The following is a 15,601-nucleotide window of genomic DNA, read 5'->3' on the forward strand; positions in this document are numbered from 1 at the left end:
GGGAGGAGAGCGGCGATGGCCATGTGTCGATATCTGGTGGCGGACGGTCGCCACTGCAGCGAAGAGGCGGGGGACCATGATCTGTGCCGCTGGCACGATCCCCACGCCAATCATCAGGATCCCCACACCGCCCGCGAACTGGAGCACTACATCCAGCAGGGCGGGCTGTGCCACGGCCTGCAGCTGGCCCGCGCCAATCTGGCGGGCCTCAACCTGGTGAAAAAAGGGGCCCCGCAGGGATTCCTGCTGGAGCAGTGCAACCTCTACCGCGCCAACCTGCAGGGGGCCCACCTCTACGGCATTCGCATCAAGGGCGGCAGCCTGATGAAGGCGGATCTCAGCGAAGCGAATCTGCACTGCGCCACCCTCGACGACGTCAACCTGCTCGGCATTCGCTGGCACAATACCCGCCTCGACAACCTGGATACCGGCAAGCGGCTGATGCAGGAGCGGCGCGGCCGCAAGGAGCGCGACCCGGTGCAGGCCCGCATCTGGCTCAAAGAGGCCGAAGAGACCTATCGCGATCTGCGCAAGGCCTCGGAAGCGCAAGGTATCTTCACCATGTCCGGCCGTTACATCCAGCAGGAGCTCACCATGCGCCGGCTGCAGCTGCCGTTCTGGTCGAGCCAGCGCTTCACCTCCTGGATCGTCGATCTGTTCTGCGGCTACGGCGAGGCCCCCATGCGGGTGGTACTCTTCTCTCTGCTGCTCATCTTCATCTGCAGCATCTTCTACTTCTTCTTTGGCCTGAGCTTCAACGGCAACCACCTCATCTACCGGCCCGGCGCCCCTGTTGAGCAGAACGCCATCTTCCTGCTGGAGTGCCTCTACTACAGCGTGGTGACCTTCACCACCCTGGGTTATGGCGACTTCACCCCCATCGGCCTCTCAAGGCTCTTCGCCGCCTTCGAGGCCTTCACCGGCAGCTTCACGCTGGCGCTGTTTGTGGTGGTGTTTGTCAAGAAGATGACCCGCTGAGCCCGCTGCGGCGGGCGGACCGCCCCGGATGTGGCCCCTCGCCTTCACTTGCATCCACGGCGGATTCCTAGTCCAATAGCCACTTATAAAAATGACATGAGCATCCCGGACATGAAGATCATCTCTTTCAATATCAATGGCCTGCGCGCCCGCCTGCACCAGCTGCAAGCCATCATCGACAAGCATCAGCCGGATGTGATCGGCCTGCAGGAGATCAAGGTACACGACGAGGCCTTCCCGCTGGCCGACGTGGAGGCCATGGGCTATCACGTGGCGTTTCACGGCCAGAAGGCCCACTACGGGGTGGCCATCATGAGCAAGCAGAAGCCGGTCAAGGTGGAGAAAGGCTTCCCCACCGACGACGAAGAGGCCCAGCGCCGGATGATCATGGCCACCTTCGAGCGCGAAGACGGCTCCCTCATCAAGGTGATGAACGGCTACTTCCCGCAGGGTGAAAGCCAGGATCACGAGACCAAGTTCCCGGCCAAGCAGAAGTTCTACGAGGATCTGCAGCACTATCTGGAGACCCACCACACCCCGGGCGATCAGCTGGTGCTGATCGGGGATATGAATATCTCCCCCACCGATCTCGACATCGGCATCGGCGAGGCCAATCGCAAGCGCTGGCTGCGGGACGGCAAGTGCTCCTTCCTGCCCATCGAGCGCGAATGGATGGAGCGCCTGAAAGGGTTCGGCCTGACCGACACCTTCCGCGCCGCCAACCCCACCGAGTGCGAGCGCTTCTCCTGGTTTGACTACCGCTCCAGGGGCTTTGACGAGAACCGGGGCCTGCGCATCGATCTCATCATGGCCTCCGACGCCCTCAAGGACACCGTGACCGAGACCGGTATCGACTACGAGCTGCGCGGCATCGACAAGCCTTCGGATCACGCCCCCATCTGGGCCTGCTTCGCCTGATAACGACAACAGAGGGGGCATTTGAAGCCCCCTCTGTGACCAAGCCCCCACTTCCCCCGCTTTTTCCTTCTTATAATTCCCTCCGGATCTCCTGCTCCCCAGCAAGGTCACGATGCAGGGTCTGCCAGACTGACACAAATTGTCGCGGCCCCCTCCGCCACTGCGCGATCGACACCGACAACTTTCAGTGTCGAGCAGCCTGGGTTCAATATTCGTGCTCTATCATTAGAAAACTGTCAGTAATCCAATGAGTTAAATTTGTAACCATGCAGTTAACCATGTTCATGAAGAAAAAGGCTGGGCGCGGCAATCGCGCACCATCCCACAGGAGTGTGATGATGAAGGTGCAATACGTCAGGGAAGAGATGTTCAAGCGCGGCTGTATCGCCCTGGCACTGGCCAGCGCACTGACCGCCTGTGGTGATGAGCCGGCCACCGGAGCCCAGGCACTGCCGCCGGTGCCCGTGGTGGTGGCCGAGGTCAAGCTGACCGACGTGCCGATGACCACCGAGATGGTGGGCGAGACCGCAGGTTTTCGCGAAATTGACGTGCGTTCCCGGGTGAGCGGCATCCTGCTCAAGCGCACATACATCGAGGGGCAGCCGGTCACCGCCGGTCAGGCGCTGTTCTTGATCGACCCCGAGCCCTACAAGGTGGCGCTGGAGCAGGCCAAGGGCACCCTGGCCCAGGAGCAGGCCCGCCTCAACAAGGCCCGCGCCGACCGGGATCGCATCATCCCGCTGTTCAAGCGCCAGGTGGTGAGCCGCAAGGACTATGACGACACCATCGCCAACTACGAGGCGGCCATCGCCAGCCATCAGGCCGCCCAGGCCAAGGTGAAAGAGGCCGAACTGAACCTCAGCTACACCCAGGTCACCGCCCCCATCAACGGCATGGCGAGCAAGAGCTCCCAGTCCGAGGGCAGCCTCATCTCCACCAGCGGCGAAAACGGCCTGCTCACCACCATCACCCAGTTCGATCCCCTCTACGTCAACTTCTCCTACTCGGAGCAGGATCGCCTCAACTTCGAGAACTCGGTGAAAAAGGGATTGATTGAGGCCAAGGATGCCACCAACTGGCGCACCCACATCCGGCTGGCGGACGGCTCCGTCTATCCCGAGGCGGGCAAGCTCAACTTCTCCGACAGCCGGGTCGACCCGCAAACCGGCACCATCCGGGCCCGCGCCATCTTCGACAACAAGGACGGCGTGCTGTTGCCGGGCCAGTTCGTGCGCATGACCATCGATCTGGGTACCCGCAAAAATGCCATCCTGGTGCCGCCGCGCGCCATCGTCCAGTCCCAGGCCGACCGCATGGTGATGGTGGTGGACAAAGAGAACAAGGTAGTGCCCCGCCCGGTCAAGCTGGGTTCCGTGGTCGACAGCGGCGTGCTGATCGACAGCGGCCTCGAGCCCGGTGAGCGTTACATCGTCGAGGGGCTGATGAAGGCCCGTCCCGGCGCCGTGGTCAAGCCCGTCTCTGCCGAAGAGATGAAGGCGATCACCGGCAAGATGGTCGGCCAGGCCGCGGCCAAGTAAGGAGTTCGTATGTTTTCCAAGTTCTTCATCGAGCGTCCCATCTTCGCCAGCGTGATTTCGATCATCATAGTGCTGGGCGGGTTGGCGGCGATGCGATCGCTCCCCATCGAGCAGTACCCGCAGATCACCCCGCCGGTGGTGTCGGTCACTGCCTTCTATCCGGGCGCCACCCCCGAGGTGATCTCCCAGACGGTGGCCGCGCCGCTCGAGCAGCAGATCAACGGCGTGGAGCGGATGCTCTACATGCAGTCGGGGTCGGCCTCCAACGGCCAGATGAACCTCAACGTCTATTTCGAGATCGGCACCGATCCGGATCAGGCCACCATCAACGTCAACAACCGGGTCTCGGCCGCCATGGCCCAGCTGCCGGAAGAGGTGAAGAAGCAGGGGGTGACGGTCAAGAAGAAATCGACCTCGATCCTGCAGGTGGTGACCCTGCAATCGCCTGACGGCACCTTCGACACCACCTACCTGTCGAACTACGCCCTGCTCAACATCATCGACGAGCTCAAGCGGATTCCCGGGGTCGGTGACACCACCCTGTTCGGCGGCACCGACTACGCCATGCGCATCTGGCTCAGGCCGGATCGACTGGCCCAGCTCGAGCTCACCCCGAGCGACGTGATCGGCGCCATCCGCGAGCAGAACACCCAGTTCGCGGCCGGCAAGATCGGCGCCCAGCCGACCACGGCTCCCATCGACTTCACCTACACGGTGCAGACCAAGGGACGGCTGGAGGATGTGCGCGAGTTCCAGAACATCATCATCCGCTCCATGCCGGACGGCTCGAAGATCCGGGTCAAGGACGTGGCCAGGGTCGAGCTCGGCGGCAAGGACTACGACCTGCTGGCCAAGGCCAACGGCAAGCCGGCCATCGGTATCGCCACCTATCTGCAGCCGGGCGCCAACGCCGTGGCGGTGGCCGATCAGGTGCACGCCACCATGCTGCGCCTCAAGGAGCGCTTCCCGCAGGACATCGAATACCAGATCCCCTACGACACCACCGAGTTCGTGAAGATCTCCATCGAAGAGGTGGTACACACCCTGTTCGAGGCGATCGTGCTGGTGTTCGTGGTGGTCTACCTGTTCCTGCAGAACTTCCGCGCCACCCTGATCCCCTGTATCGCGGTGCCGGTATCGCTGATCGGGACCTTCGCCGGCATGCTGGTGCTGGGCTTCTCCATCAACCTGCTGACCCTGTTCGGCATGGTGCTCGCCATCGGTATCGTGGTGGATGACGCCATCGTGGTGCTGGAGAACGTCGAGCGGATCATGCAGGAGAAGAAGTGCTCGCCCAAAGAGGCGGCCATCCTCGCCATGCAGGAGGTCTCCGGCCCGGTGGTCGCCATCGTGCTGGTGCTGTGCGCCGTGTTCCTGCCGGTCGCCTTTATGGGCGGCATGACCGGGGTGATGTACAAGCAGTTCGCCATCACGGTGGCGGTGTCGGTAGCCATCTCCGGTCTGGTGGCGCTGACCCTGTCGCCGGCCCTTTGTGCCGTGTTGCTCAAAGAGGGCCACCACAAGCCGGCCCGCTTCTTCGTCTGGTTCAACAACGCCTTCGACGGTCTCACCCGCCGTTACGTGCGCGGGGTGGCCTTCCTCAACCGCCGAGTCGGGGTGGCGTTCACCATCATCGCCTTCATCCTGGTCTCCATCTACGGCCTGCTGATGAAGGTGCCGGGCGAACTGGTACCGAACGAAGATCAGGGCTACCTGCTCTCCGCCGTCATGCTGCCGGATGCGGCCTCCCTCACCCGCACCCAGGCGGTGGCGAACGACTTCGACCAGATGGCGATGGCCAACCCCAACGTGAAGGACGTCATCACCTTCTCGGGCTTTGACATTCTCTCAAACGCCATCATCAGCAACAGCGGCATCAGCTTCATCACCCTCAAGGACTGGAGCGAGCGGCAAGGTGCCGGGCAGGACTCCTTCTCCCTGGCCAAGACCTTCCAGGGCATGAGTCTGATGGGGCTGGCGGACGGCTTCGTCGCCTCCTTCAACCCGCCCCCCATCACCGGCATGTCCACCACCGGCGGGCTGGAGGCCTACCTGCAGAACCGCAGCACCGGCAATGCCCAGTCCTTCTCGGCCGAGGTGCAGCGCTTCCTCGAGGCGGCCAAGCAGCGTCCCGAGTTCGCCAGCGTGACCAGCACCTACCGCGCCAACGTGCCCCAGGTCTATCTCGATCTGGATCGCGAGAAGGCGAAGGCGCTGGGGCTGCCCATCAACGCCGTGTTCGACACCATGCAGGCCACCTTCGGCCAGGTCTATGTCAACGACTTCAACCAGTTCGGCCGTACCTACCGGGTGCAGTTGCAGTCCGAGGCGGACTACCGCGCCAAGAAGAGCGACATCCGCAACGTCTATGTGCGCTCCGACAAGGGGGAGATGATTCCGCTCAGCAGCCTGGTGACGGTGCGTGATGCCACCGGCCCCGAACTGGTGGAGCGCTTCAACATCTTCCAGGCGGCCAAGATCATGGCGCAGCCGGCGCCGGGTTACAGCTCCGGCCAGGCCATCGCCGCGCTGGAAGCCGTTGCCGACGAGTCCCTCGGCAACGACGCCAAGCTGGAGTGGACCGGCTCCGCCTATCAGGAGAAAGCGGCCGCCGGCAGTGCGGGCACCGCGTTCGGCTTCGGCATCGTGATGATCTTCCTCATCCTGGCGGCCCAGTACGAACGCTGGAGCCTGCCGTTTGCGGTGATCACCGCCGTCCCGTTCGCCCTGTTCGGCGCCCTGCTGGCCACCTGGCTGGTGGGTCTGACCAACAACGTCTACTTCCAGATAGGGTTGGTGACCCTGGTGGGCCTGGCGGCCAAGAACGCCATCCTGATCGTGGAGTTCGCGGTGATGAAGCACGAAGAGGGGATGAGCCTCATCGAGTCGGCACTGGAGGCGGCGCGGCTGCGTTTTCGCCCCATCGTCATGACCTCGCTCGCCTTCATCCTCGGCTGTGTGCCGCTGGTCACCTCCAGCGGCGCCGGGGCGGCGAGCCGTCATGCCCTCGGCTGGCCGGTCATCGGCGGCATGCTGGCGGCGACCTTCATCGCCATCTTCTTCATTCCGCTGTTCTTCCGCCTCATCATGCGGCGCTCGGAACGCGCCGGCGGCAAGACGGTGCAACCCAAGTCGTAAGTCGTGAGTCACAGCCCCCGCCATGCGGGGGCTTTTTTTTATCCGCCAGGCGGGCCAATACCTCGCAGCCTGGCCCGAGCCGCGAGCGGGATCACGCGGCCACCATCCCGCTGCCCACATACCTTGACCTTGCTCTCAAGGTAAGGTTTACAGTGCCCATAGTCATTGTCAGGATTTTCCCATGCTCGTAGCGAGATTGCCCATCGAACGCATTGCCCGGCTGTTGCTGGGGCTGATGCTCGTCTGCAATCTCACCCTCTGCATCGGCTGGCACGGGGTGGATGCCCTCAACGCCGCCATGACTCACGGCAATCAGGCCATGAGCGACAGCGCCATGCAGGGGCTCTCCTGCCACGGGGCAAGCCCGGACGCGGGAGCCCAAGATGCCGCCAGCCAGGAGTGCCAGATGCACGGCGGGCTCACCTCGACCGGCACTCCCGGCCTGCCGCTGCTGGCCGCCCTGCTGACCCTGCTCGCTCTGCCACTGTTGCTGCTGCCCCTCGGGACGGCAAGCAGCGTGCTGGACAACTGGTTGCGGGATCCCTTCCTGCGATCCCGCGGCACCCATCCTCCCTCCTGGCCGCGCCGACACCTGATGTTGTCGGTGCTGCGCCACTAGAAAGATCTTCTCTCGCGGCAGCGGCAAGCCTCGGTTTGCCCGTTTTCTGCCGCCTTGCCTGACCCTGCGCCCTGGCCAAACCGGCCCGCTCGCAGGGAGCCGTGCGCGCTGACACAGCTGCGCCCCGTTTGCCGCCTCGTGGTGATGCCCAGCCCGCGCACACCACCACACCGGCGGCCTGACAGAAGAGAAGAGATACCATGTCATCCACCCCCGTTACCCGGTCTGCCTGCGCGCAGCCGTGCCAGCCGCCCCTTCGCCTCCCGCGCGCCGGAGGCTTGTCATGAACAAGACACTGTTGATGTCCGCCCTGCTGCTGGCCCTCGGCGCCGGTGGCGGCTACTGGGCCGCCAAACAGACCACCACTGGCACTGCAGCCAAGGAGAAGACGCCGCTCTACTGGGTCAACCCCATGGATCCGCGCGACAAGCGCGATGCCCCCGCCAAGGACAACATGGGGATGGACTTCATCCCCGTCTATGAGGAAAAACAGGGCGGCTCACCCGGCACAGTCACCATCATCCCCGAGATCCAGCAGAATCTTGGGGTGCGGCTTGCCAAGGTGGAGAAGCTCCCCATCCACCAGCAGATCGAGACGGTGGGCTACGTCGGTTATGACGAGGACAGGCTGGAGGCAGTCAACGCCCGCATGGCGGGCTGGATCCGCACCCTCGCCATCAAGAGCGAGGGGCAACAGGTGAGCAAGGGGAGCCTTATTTACGAGCTCTACGCCCCGGATCTGGTCAACGCCCAGCACGAATACCTGCTGGCGCTCAACACCGCCAACCCCCTGCTGCTGCGTGCCGCCGAGGGCAAGCTCAAATCCCTGCAGGTACCGGCGGATCAGATTGCGGCCCTCAAGCGCAGCCGACAGGTGCAAGAGACGGTGCGCATCTACGCCCCCAGCAGCGGTTATGTCTCCGAGCTTAAAGTGCGCGAGGGCCAGTATGTGGAGCCCGCCGCGGCCCTCTTTAACATCAGCACCCTCAAGCAGGTGTGGGTGAGCGCCGAGGTGTTCGAGCGCCAGGCGGCCCAGCTGAAGGTGGGCGATCCGGTCACCATGACCCTGGACTACGCCCCCGGACGCAGCTGGCAGGGCCGGGTCGATTACCTCTACCCGACCCTGGATGCCGCCACCCGCACCCTCAAGGTGCGGCTGCGCTTCGCCAACCCGGACGAGTTTCTGAAACCCAACATGTTCGCCAAGGTGAGCATTCGCACCGGGCAGGGAGAACCCCGGTTGGTGGTACCGAGCGAAGCGGTGATCCGTACCGGCAGCCAGGACAGGCTGGTACTGGCGCTGGGGGATGGCAGCTTCAAGTCGGTGGCCGTCACTCTGGGTCCCCAGTTTGGTGACAAGGTCGCCATCCGGGAGGGAGTTGAAGCGGGGGACAGCATCGTCAGCTCGGCCCAGTTCCTGCTCGACTCCGAATCGGCCATCGATTCTGACTTCCAGCGCATGACGGCGGTGCGCCCCGCCCAGGTGTGGACCCAGGGTGAGGTTGAAAGCATCGATCTGGCCAACCGCACCCTGATGGTCTCCCACCAGCCCATCCCCGAGTGGCAGTGGCCCGCCATGGAGATGGAGTTCACCGTGGCGGACGGAGTCGACATCAGCAAGCTGGCCGAGGGGCAGACCCTCCATCTGCAGGTGATGCAGGAGGGGGATGAGTACCGCATCACCACCATCCATCAGGAGCAAGCACCCGCTACTGACGGCGACGCCAACCCTGCGTCGGATGAAATGGGCAAGATGGAAGGCATGGACCATAGCCAGCACGATATGGGAGCCAAGCAATGATCCCTTCCATCATTTGTTGCGTTGCTGACAACCAAGCTCCGCTCTCTGCACAACATGAGCAAGGAGCCAAATCATGATCCCGTCGATTATTCGCTGGTCCATCGGCAACCGCTTTCTGGTGCTGCTGTTGACCGTCATGCTCACCGCCTGGGGGCTCTGGTCGGTCAAGCAGACCCCCGTGGACGCCCTGCCGGATCTCTCCGACGTGCAGGTGATCATCAAGACGGCCTATCCGGGCCAGGCACCGCAGGTGGTGGAGGATCAGGTGACCTACCCGCTCACCACCGCCATGCTGGCGGTGCCGGGGGCGACCACGGTGCGCGGCTACTCCTTCTTCGGCGACTCCTTCGTCTATGTGCTGTTTGACGACAACACCGACCTCTACTGGGCCCGAGCCCGGGTGCTGGAGTATTTGAGCCAGGTCGCACCCAACCTGCCCGCCTCCGCCCGCCCCCAGCTCGGCCCCGATGCTACCGGGGTGGGCTGGGTCTATCAGTACGCGCTGGTAGACAAAACCGGCAAGCATGACCTCAGCCAGCTCACCTCGCTGCAGAACTGGTTCCTCAAGTACGAGCTGCAGACGGTGGAGGGGGTCTCCGAAGTCGCCACCGTCGGCGGCATGGTGCGCCAGTATCAGGTGCGGGTCGACCCGGACAAGCTGCGCGCCTACGGTATCCCGCTCTCCCTTATCGAAACCGCCATCAAGCAGGGCAATCAGGAGACCGGCGCCTCCGTCATCGAGATGGCGGAAGCGGAGTACATGGTGCGCTCCAACGGCTATCTGAAAAGCGTGGAGGATCTGAAGCAGATCCCGCTCGGTACCAATGTGCGCGGCGCCCCGCTGCTGCTGGGCGACGTGGCGGATGTGGTCACCGGGCCCCAGAGCCGGCGCGGTCTGGCCGAGCTCAACGGCGAAGGGGAAGTGGTGGGCGGCATCATCGTCATGCGCTACGGCGAGAATGCCCAGCACACCATCGACGGGGTCAAGGCGCGGCTCGCCCAGCTGAAAAGCAGCCTGCCGGAGGGGGTGGAGGTGGTCACCGTCTACGATCGCTCCGACCTTATCCAGCGCGCCATCGACAACCTCTCCGGCAAGCTGGTGGAGGAGTTCGCAGTGGTGGTGCTGGTCTGCCTCGCCTTCCTGTTCCACCTGCGCTCGTCACTGGTGGTGGTCATCTCCCTCCCTATTGCGATTTTGACCGCCTTTATCGTGATGCACCTGCAGGGGATCAACGCCAACATCATGTCGCTGGGGGGCATCGCCATCGCCATCGGCGCCATGGTGGATGGCGCCATCGTGATGATCGAGAACGTCCACAAGCACATGGAGCGGGAGGCGCTCACCGACAAGAACCGCTGGCGCATCATCACCGAGGCGAGCATAGAAGTGGGGCCCGCCATCTTCTTCTCCCTGCTGATCATCACCATCAGCTTCCTGCCGGTGTTCGCGCTGGAGGCGCAGGAGGGGCGGATGTTCCACCCCCTCGCCTACACCAAGACCTACGCCATGGCGGCGGCGGCCGGGCTCGCCATCACGCTGGTGCCGGTGATCATGGGCTACTTCATCCGCGGCAAGGTACTGGCGGAGCAGGCCAACCCGCTCAACCGCTGGCTGAGCCAGGGCTATGTGCCACTGCTCAAGGCCGTGCTTGCACGTCCGAAAACCACCCTGGCCATCGCCGCCGTGGTGACGGTGGCGGGCTTCTGGCCGCTCAAGTACCTCGGCTCCGAGTTCATTCCGCCGCTGGATGAAGGGGACATCATGTACATGCCCACCACCGCGGCCAATATCTCGGTGGGCAAGGCGCGGGAGATTTTGCAGCAGACCGACAAGCTGATTCGTACCGTGCCCGAGGTGCAGAACGTGTTCGGCAAGGCGGGGCGCGCCGAATCGGCCACCGACCCCGCCGATCTGGTGATGATGGAGACCAGCATCCAGCTCAAGCCCCGCGACCAGTGGCGCCCCGGCATGACCCCGGAGAAGCTGAAAGAAGAGCTCGACTCTCTCATCCGCTTTCCCGGCCTCACCAACGCCTGGGTGCCCCCCATCAAGACCCGCATCGACATGCTGGCCACCGGCATCAAGACCCCGGTCGGCATCAAGATTGCGGGGCCCGATCTCAAGGTGATCCAGCAGCTCGGCCAGCAGCTGGAACAGATCGTCGGCAAGGTGGAGGGCGCCTCATCGGTCTACGCCGAGCGGGTGGCCGGTGGCCGCTACGTCAAGGTGGATATCGATCGGCTCAAGGCGGCCCGTTACGGCCTCAACATCGCTGACGTACAGGCGGTGCTCGCCACCGCGGTGGGCGGCATGGAGGTGGGTCAGACCATCGAGGGGCGCGAGCGCTACCCCATCAACCTGCGCTACCCCCAGAGCTATCGCGATTCGGTGGCGAGCCTCGAGCTGCTGCCGCTGGTGACCCCGAGCGGTGCGCGCATCGCGCTGGCGGACGTGGCGCGGGTCTACATCAGCGACGAGGCCCCCATGCTGCGCAGTGAAAACGCGCGCCTCAACGGCTGGGTCTACGTCGATATTCGTGGCCGCGACATCGGCTCTTTCGTGGCACAGGCCAAGGCCGAGGTGAACAAGCAGCTGGTGCTGCCGGCGGGCTACGCCCTCACCTGGTCCGGTCAGTTCGAATACATGGAGCGGGCCAAGGCGCGTCTCGCCTACGTGGTGCCGCTCACGGTCGCCATTATCGTGCTGCTGCTCTATCTGGCGTTTCGCCGCTTCCAGGAGGTGCTGCTCATTCTCACCACCTTGCCGCTGGCGGTGGTGGGCGGGATCTGGACCCTCTGGCTGCTGGACTTCAACCTCTCGGTGGCAGTCGGAGTGGGCTTTATCGCCCTAGCGGGGGTGGCGGTGGAGACCGGCGTCCTGATGCTGGTCTACCTCAACCATGCCTGGGATGACCTCATCGCCAGTGGCAAGCCGGACCAGGCGGGCCTGCACCGGGCGGTGATCCACGGCGCCGCCCTGCGCCTGCGCCCCAAGATGATGACGGTGGTCACCATCATCGCCGGCCTGTTGCCCATCATGTGGAGCCACGGCACCGGCTCCGAGGTAATGCAGCGCATCGCCGCCCCCATGATCGGCGGCATGGTGAGCGCGCTGGTGCTGACCCTGCTGGTGCTGCCCGCCGCCTACTACCTGTGGCGCAGCCGGCACCTGAGCTCGACCGAACACCAACCCGCCGGCTAACCCGGTGGCAGCGCCCCTTTTCACAACCAAGAATCTGAATCAACGACGAGGAAACACCATGAACTACAAGACGCTGACCCTGACCCTGCTGATGGGTCTTGCCACCCACACCGGCCTGCAGGCCGAGGAGATGATGAACCATGCCGGCCACGACATGGGCCAGATGAGCCAGATGGAAGGCATGAACGAGATGGGCGAGATGGCGATGACCCAGGGGGTCATCAGCCGCATCGACGTGGCCAACGGCAAGGTCGGCATCAAGCACGAGGCGATCGACAACCTCAAGATGCCCGCCATGACCATGGTCTTTCGGGTGGCCGATCCGGCCCTGATCCAGGATCTGAAGGTGGGGGATGCGGTGCGCTTTCACGCCGAGAACCCGGCCGGCAAGCTCACCGTGACCGCCATCCAGAAACAGTAAGCGGAGTCATTTCAATAAAAGACGGCGGGATCATCCCGCCGTTTTCTTTTACTGCGCTATCTACTGCACCATCCGCTACTGCACTATCCGCCGAGCGGCGTCCTCAGCCGTTCGGATAAGCCTGAGCGATATTCGCCTGAGCTATCCCGAGCAACTGAACAGACATGTCCTGCAATACATAGAGGTCGCGGCGACGGGTCCAGGGTTGATCGGATTGCTCGTCATACCAGACGGGCAGTTCGATCCCCTCCGGGGCATGGCTCGCCACCTTGCGGGCACGGCAGGTGATGATGCAGCGTTTGACGTGGTCGCGGTGACCGATGACGGCCGCCGTGCCGAGGGCGGCGGCCTCTCCACCGGCATAATCCCTGACGATGGCCTCCACCACCCCGTCCGTGCTGAGGTAGACCAGCTTGCCTTCATTATCCCAGTAAGGCTCGATGGAGATGACATCCCGGGCCGGGATATCGGGATAGCGGGCCGAGTCGAGGAAGCGGGCGATCTCCCATTGCACGTACATGGGCACCGGCTTTTGCCGATAGAGGGCCGCGCAGCAGGCGGCCAGCGCCTCGTTCATGGGGCCGGGCTCGGCCAGTTCATCCGGGTTGCCCGAGGCGTTGGGGCGGTTGCCGAAGGCAAAGGCAATTACGCAGTTGACGCTGTCGATGGCGACCCGGGATGGGGCCATGTTGAAGCAGGCCTCCTCGATGAAGGGGGCCAGCTGGCGGGCCGTCTGCTCGTCGTGCAGCTCGGCGCTCAGCCGGTCGGTCAGGGTGGTGCGAAAATCCGCCGTACTCCCCTGGCTGTCATTGCTGCTGTTGCAACCGGCCAGGGTGGCGATCAGGGGGGTACTCAACAGCCCCAGGGTCACTCTGCGTCTGTGCTTGTCCATAACGACTCCTTTGTTGATGTCCACGGCTGAAAATCAACCCGTTGGAGTCCATACCGTACGGAAAAAACAGGGGGATAAAAGTCAGAAAGGGAGACAGAGGGGAGGAACGTGCAGCGCCTCACACTTCCCGGGCCATTCGCAAGCAAGCCCTTTTGATTCAATTGCTTGGTGTATAAAAAAGCAGGGCGCAGGGGGAAACCCGCCTGCGCCCCGTCACTGCTGCACCATCAGCCGCGGATATGGTCGATAAAGGCGTCGATCTGTTCGCGGCCGCAGGCCGGGTTCATGAAGACCGCCTTCTCCCCGGCGATGTAGGAGTACTTGCCGCGAGCGTCATAGTCGGAGTGAGCGATGGCCTCCACCCAGTTGGTGTAGAGCCCCACCTTGCCACGCCCGGTAAACAGGCTGCGGTGGTAGTCGGTGTTGCGCTGCAAGCGCGCCTTGTAGGCCGCATCCGGGCTGCGCGCCAGCTCGAAGGCGAACTCGGCGTCGGGGTCCTGCACCCACTCGGGGTTGTAGATCTTGAAGCCCACGCTCGGCCCCTGGTTCTCCTGCGCCACCAGCTTGACGTTGCCGAGCTGGCTTAACCGGAAGCGGAAGTAGTTGGCGTTTTGCAGGCAGTGGGCCAGCACGGTGCGATACCCCTCCACCCCCAGGTAGTTGAGCGCCGCATAGGCACCGAACAGGCCGCTCGCCCCGCGGGAGCACTCGATGGTGGACTGCAGGTGGGTCTGGCCCTGAATGTCCCGCTCAAAATAGGAGAAGTTCTCCGGGTCGTTCTCCATCGCCTTGAGGTCGTCCTGCTCCTTGATCATCACCAGGCTGGAGGTGTAGGGCACATAGCCCCACTTCTGGAAGTCGACGGTGAAGGAGTCGGCGTATCTGAGCTCGGCAAAGCGGCTCACGTTGCGCTCGATCCCCGCCAGGGTGGCGCTGTTGATGGCCAGCGGGTTGGCGGCAAAGTCGTAGTCCAGGAAGAAGATCATCGACCAGCCGATGGCGGCGTCGACGTGGATGTGCGGCTTGACCGCCACCTCGAACCGCTCGCAGAGGCGATCCCGCAGCTCGACCACGGGTTTCACCCGGTCCACCCCGAAGGTATCGGTGGTGCCCATGGTGAGCATGATGGTAGGCACCACGTGCTTGAGAGCGAAGCAGGCGGTCAGGGTGCGTTCGAGGTGGTCGAGATCGATGTCGTTGTTCTCGCCGACCTGGATGCGGATGGTCTTGTTCTCGATGTCGACCCCGAGCAGGGAGAGGTTGGTGATGTTGGAGTAGTGGCCGCCCTGGGAGTTGATGATGCGGTAATCCTGATAGTGGCCGAGCCCCTTGTGCTTGGCCTCCGGCAGGCTCTTGCGGATGCCGAGCAGGTAGCCGTAGAGGTTACAGAAGGTCCCCCCCTGGGTGAAGATGCCAGTGGCGCGGGCCGGGTCGTAACCCGCCAGCAGCGCTATCTGGCGCACCACCTTCTTCTCCAGCTCCTCGGCCACTCCGGCATATTCGGAGTAGACCAGGTTGGGGTTGGCGAGGATCCCCATCTGGGCGCCGTAGATGGCGGGATCCGCCGACATGGTGATGACGTTCTCGACGCTGGAGGGGTTCTCCCAGTCTTTGGACAAGGCGCCGGCAAACAGCAGCTCGGCCATGGGCTCGCCCGGGGTGCGCATGGTGGCCGGCACCGGCATGGTCTCGCACAAGTCGGCGAGGCGGGCACGGCCATCGGGCCAGGCATTGAGCCGCGCGTCCGGGGCCAGGCCGCGGGCGCGAAACTCGTTGAGGGTGGCAAAACCGGGTTCACGAAAGACCGGCCAGAGATCGGGGTTGCGCGAGAAGAAGTTGGCTTTGACTGTGGCAAAACGACGTTCGAATTCGGGGTGGATGGCGTTGACGCCTTCATCTTTCAAATAAACCAAGTCACTCATTTTTATACCATTAGTACAGCAAATGTGCAGTCCTTATACCCCCGGGTCGCCGTTTGAAACAGCGACAATATCTAATGGCCTCCCCTACTTTTTGTCATGCATGAGGGCGGACGGCGGCTGGCAAAAAGGCGCCTTTCGGGCGCCTCTTTTGATTTTGTGATCCACCCGCCCC

The 15,601-nt window shown here is 63.5% G+C and carries 10 protein-coding genes; 8 read left to right on the forward strand and 2 right to left on the reverse strand.

Going from position 1 to position 15,601, the window contains the following annotated elements:
- Window positions 1-15 precede the first annotated feature (15 nt).
- The 8 genes from PG881_RS12480 (at window position 16) to PG881_RS12515 (ending at window position 12,615) form a co-directional block, all read left to right on the forward strand.
- Entirely contained in the window at window positions 16-978 is a 963-nt protein-coding gene (locus tag PG881_RS12480) for an ion channel (RefSeq protein ID WP_029304062.1), read from the forward strand.
- Between the two features lie 111 nt (window positions 979-1,089).
- The gene (xthA, locus tag PG881_RS12485) at window positions 1,090-1,896 is read left to right on the forward strand and encodes an exodeoxyribonuclease III (protein ID WP_041217889.1); all 807 of its coding nucleotides are present in this window, start codon (window positions 1,090-1,092) and stop codon (window positions 1,894-1,896) included.
- A gap of 338 nt (window positions 1,897-2,234) precedes the next feature.
- A complete protein-coding gene (locus tag PG881_RS12490) occupies window positions 2,235-3,434 on the forward strand; it encodes an efflux RND transporter periplasmic adaptor subunit (RefSeq protein WP_201903570.1) in 1,200 nt (399 codons plus the stop codon).
- Between the two features lie 9 nt (window positions 3,435-3,443).
- Window positions 3,444-6,572 (forward strand): efflux RND transporter permease subunit, encoded by a 3,129-nt coding sequence (locus PG881_RS12495; protein WP_270800329.1) that lies wholly within the window; start codon window positions 3,444-3,446, stop codon window positions 6,570-6,572.
- A gap of 181 nt (window positions 6,573-6,753) precedes the next feature.
- Entirely contained in the window at window positions 6,754-7,191 is a 438-nt protein-coding gene (locus PG881_RS12500) for a hypothetical protein (RefSeq protein WP_024945065.1), read from the forward strand.
- Window positions 7,192-7,474: 283 nt separating this feature from the next.
- A complete protein-coding gene (locus PG881_RS12505; protein WP_270800331.1) occupies window positions 7,475-8,992 on the forward strand; it encodes an efflux RND transporter periplasmic adaptor subunit in 1,518 nt (505 codons plus the stop codon).
- Between the two features lie 73 nt (window positions 8,993-9,065).
- Window positions 9,066-12,194 (forward strand): efflux RND transporter permease subunit, encoded by a 3,129-nt coding sequence (locus tag PG881_RS12510; RefSeq protein ID WP_270800333.1) that lies wholly within the window; start codon window positions 9,066-9,068, stop codon window positions 12,192-12,194.
- A gap of 58 nt (window positions 12,195-12,252) precedes the next feature.
- Entirely contained in the window at window positions 12,253-12,615 is a 363-nt protein-coding gene (locus tag PG881_RS12515) for a copper-binding protein (RefSeq protein WP_270800335.1), read from the forward strand.
- A gap of 103 nt (window positions 12,616-12,718) precedes the next feature.
- On the opposite strand, the gene PG881_RS12520 is transcribed toward PG881_RS12515, so the two are convergent.
- Both PG881_RS12520 and PG881_RS12525 read right to left on the reverse strand, forming a co-directional pair.
- Window positions 12,719-13,507 (reverse strand): hypothetical protein, encoded by a 789-nt coding sequence (locus PG881_RS12520; RefSeq protein WP_270800337.1) that lies wholly within the window; start codon window positions 13,505-13,507, stop codon window positions 12,719-12,721.
- A gap of 227 nt (window positions 13,508-13,734) precedes the next feature.
- Window positions 13,735-15,429 (reverse strand): pyridoxal phosphate-dependent decarboxylase family protein, encoded by a 1,695-nt coding sequence (locus tag PG881_RS12525; protein WP_270800339.1) that lies wholly within the window; start codon window positions 15,427-15,429, stop codon window positions 13,735-13,737.
- Between the last annotated feature and the right edge of the window lie 172 nt (window positions 15,430-15,601).

It is taken from the genome of Aeromonas sp. QDB54, assembly GCF_027707385.1.
Lineage (GTDB): Bacteria > Pseudomonadota > Gammaproteobacteria > Enterobacterales > Aeromonadaceae > Aeromonas > Aeromonas hydrophila.

Coding starts and splice junctions, on each gene's coding strand:
- PG881_RS12480 (WP_029304062.1), top strand. CDS start 16: ATGGCCATGTGTCGATATCTGGTGGCGGACGGTCGCCACTGCAGCGAA.
- xthA (WP_041217889.1), top strand. CDS start 1,090: ATGAAGATCATCTCTTTCAATATCAATGGCCTGCGCGCCCGCCTGCAC.
- PG881_RS12490 (WP_201903570.1), top strand. CDS start 2,235: ATGAAGGTGCAATACGTCAGGGAAGAGATGTTCAAGCGCGGCTGTATC.
- PG881_RS12495 (WP_270800329.1), top strand. CDS start 3,444: ATGTTTTCCAAGTTCTTCATCGAGCGTCCCATCTTCGCCAGCGTGATT.
- PG881_RS12500 (WP_024945065.1), top strand. CDS start 6,754: ATGCTCGTAGCGAGATTGCCCATCGAACGCATTGCCCGGCTGTTGCTG.
- PG881_RS12505 (WP_270800331.1), top strand. CDS start 7,475: ATGAACAAGACACTGTTGATGTCCGCCCTGCTGCTGGCCCTCGGCGCC.
- PG881_RS12510 (WP_270800333.1), top strand. CDS start 9,066: ATGATCCCGTCGATTATTCGCTGGTCCATCGGCAACCGCTTTCTGGTG.
- PG881_RS12515 (WP_270800335.1), top strand. CDS start 12,253: ATGAACTACAAGACGCTGACCCTGACCCTGCTGATGGGTCTTGCCACC.
- PG881_RS12520 (WP_270800337.1), bottom strand. CDS start 13,507: ATGGACAAGCACAGACGCAGAGTGACCCTGGGGCTGTTGAGTACCCCC.
- PG881_RS12525 (WP_270800339.1), bottom strand. CDS start 15,429: ATGAGTGACTTGGTTTATTTGAAAGATGAAGGCGTCAACGCCATCCAC.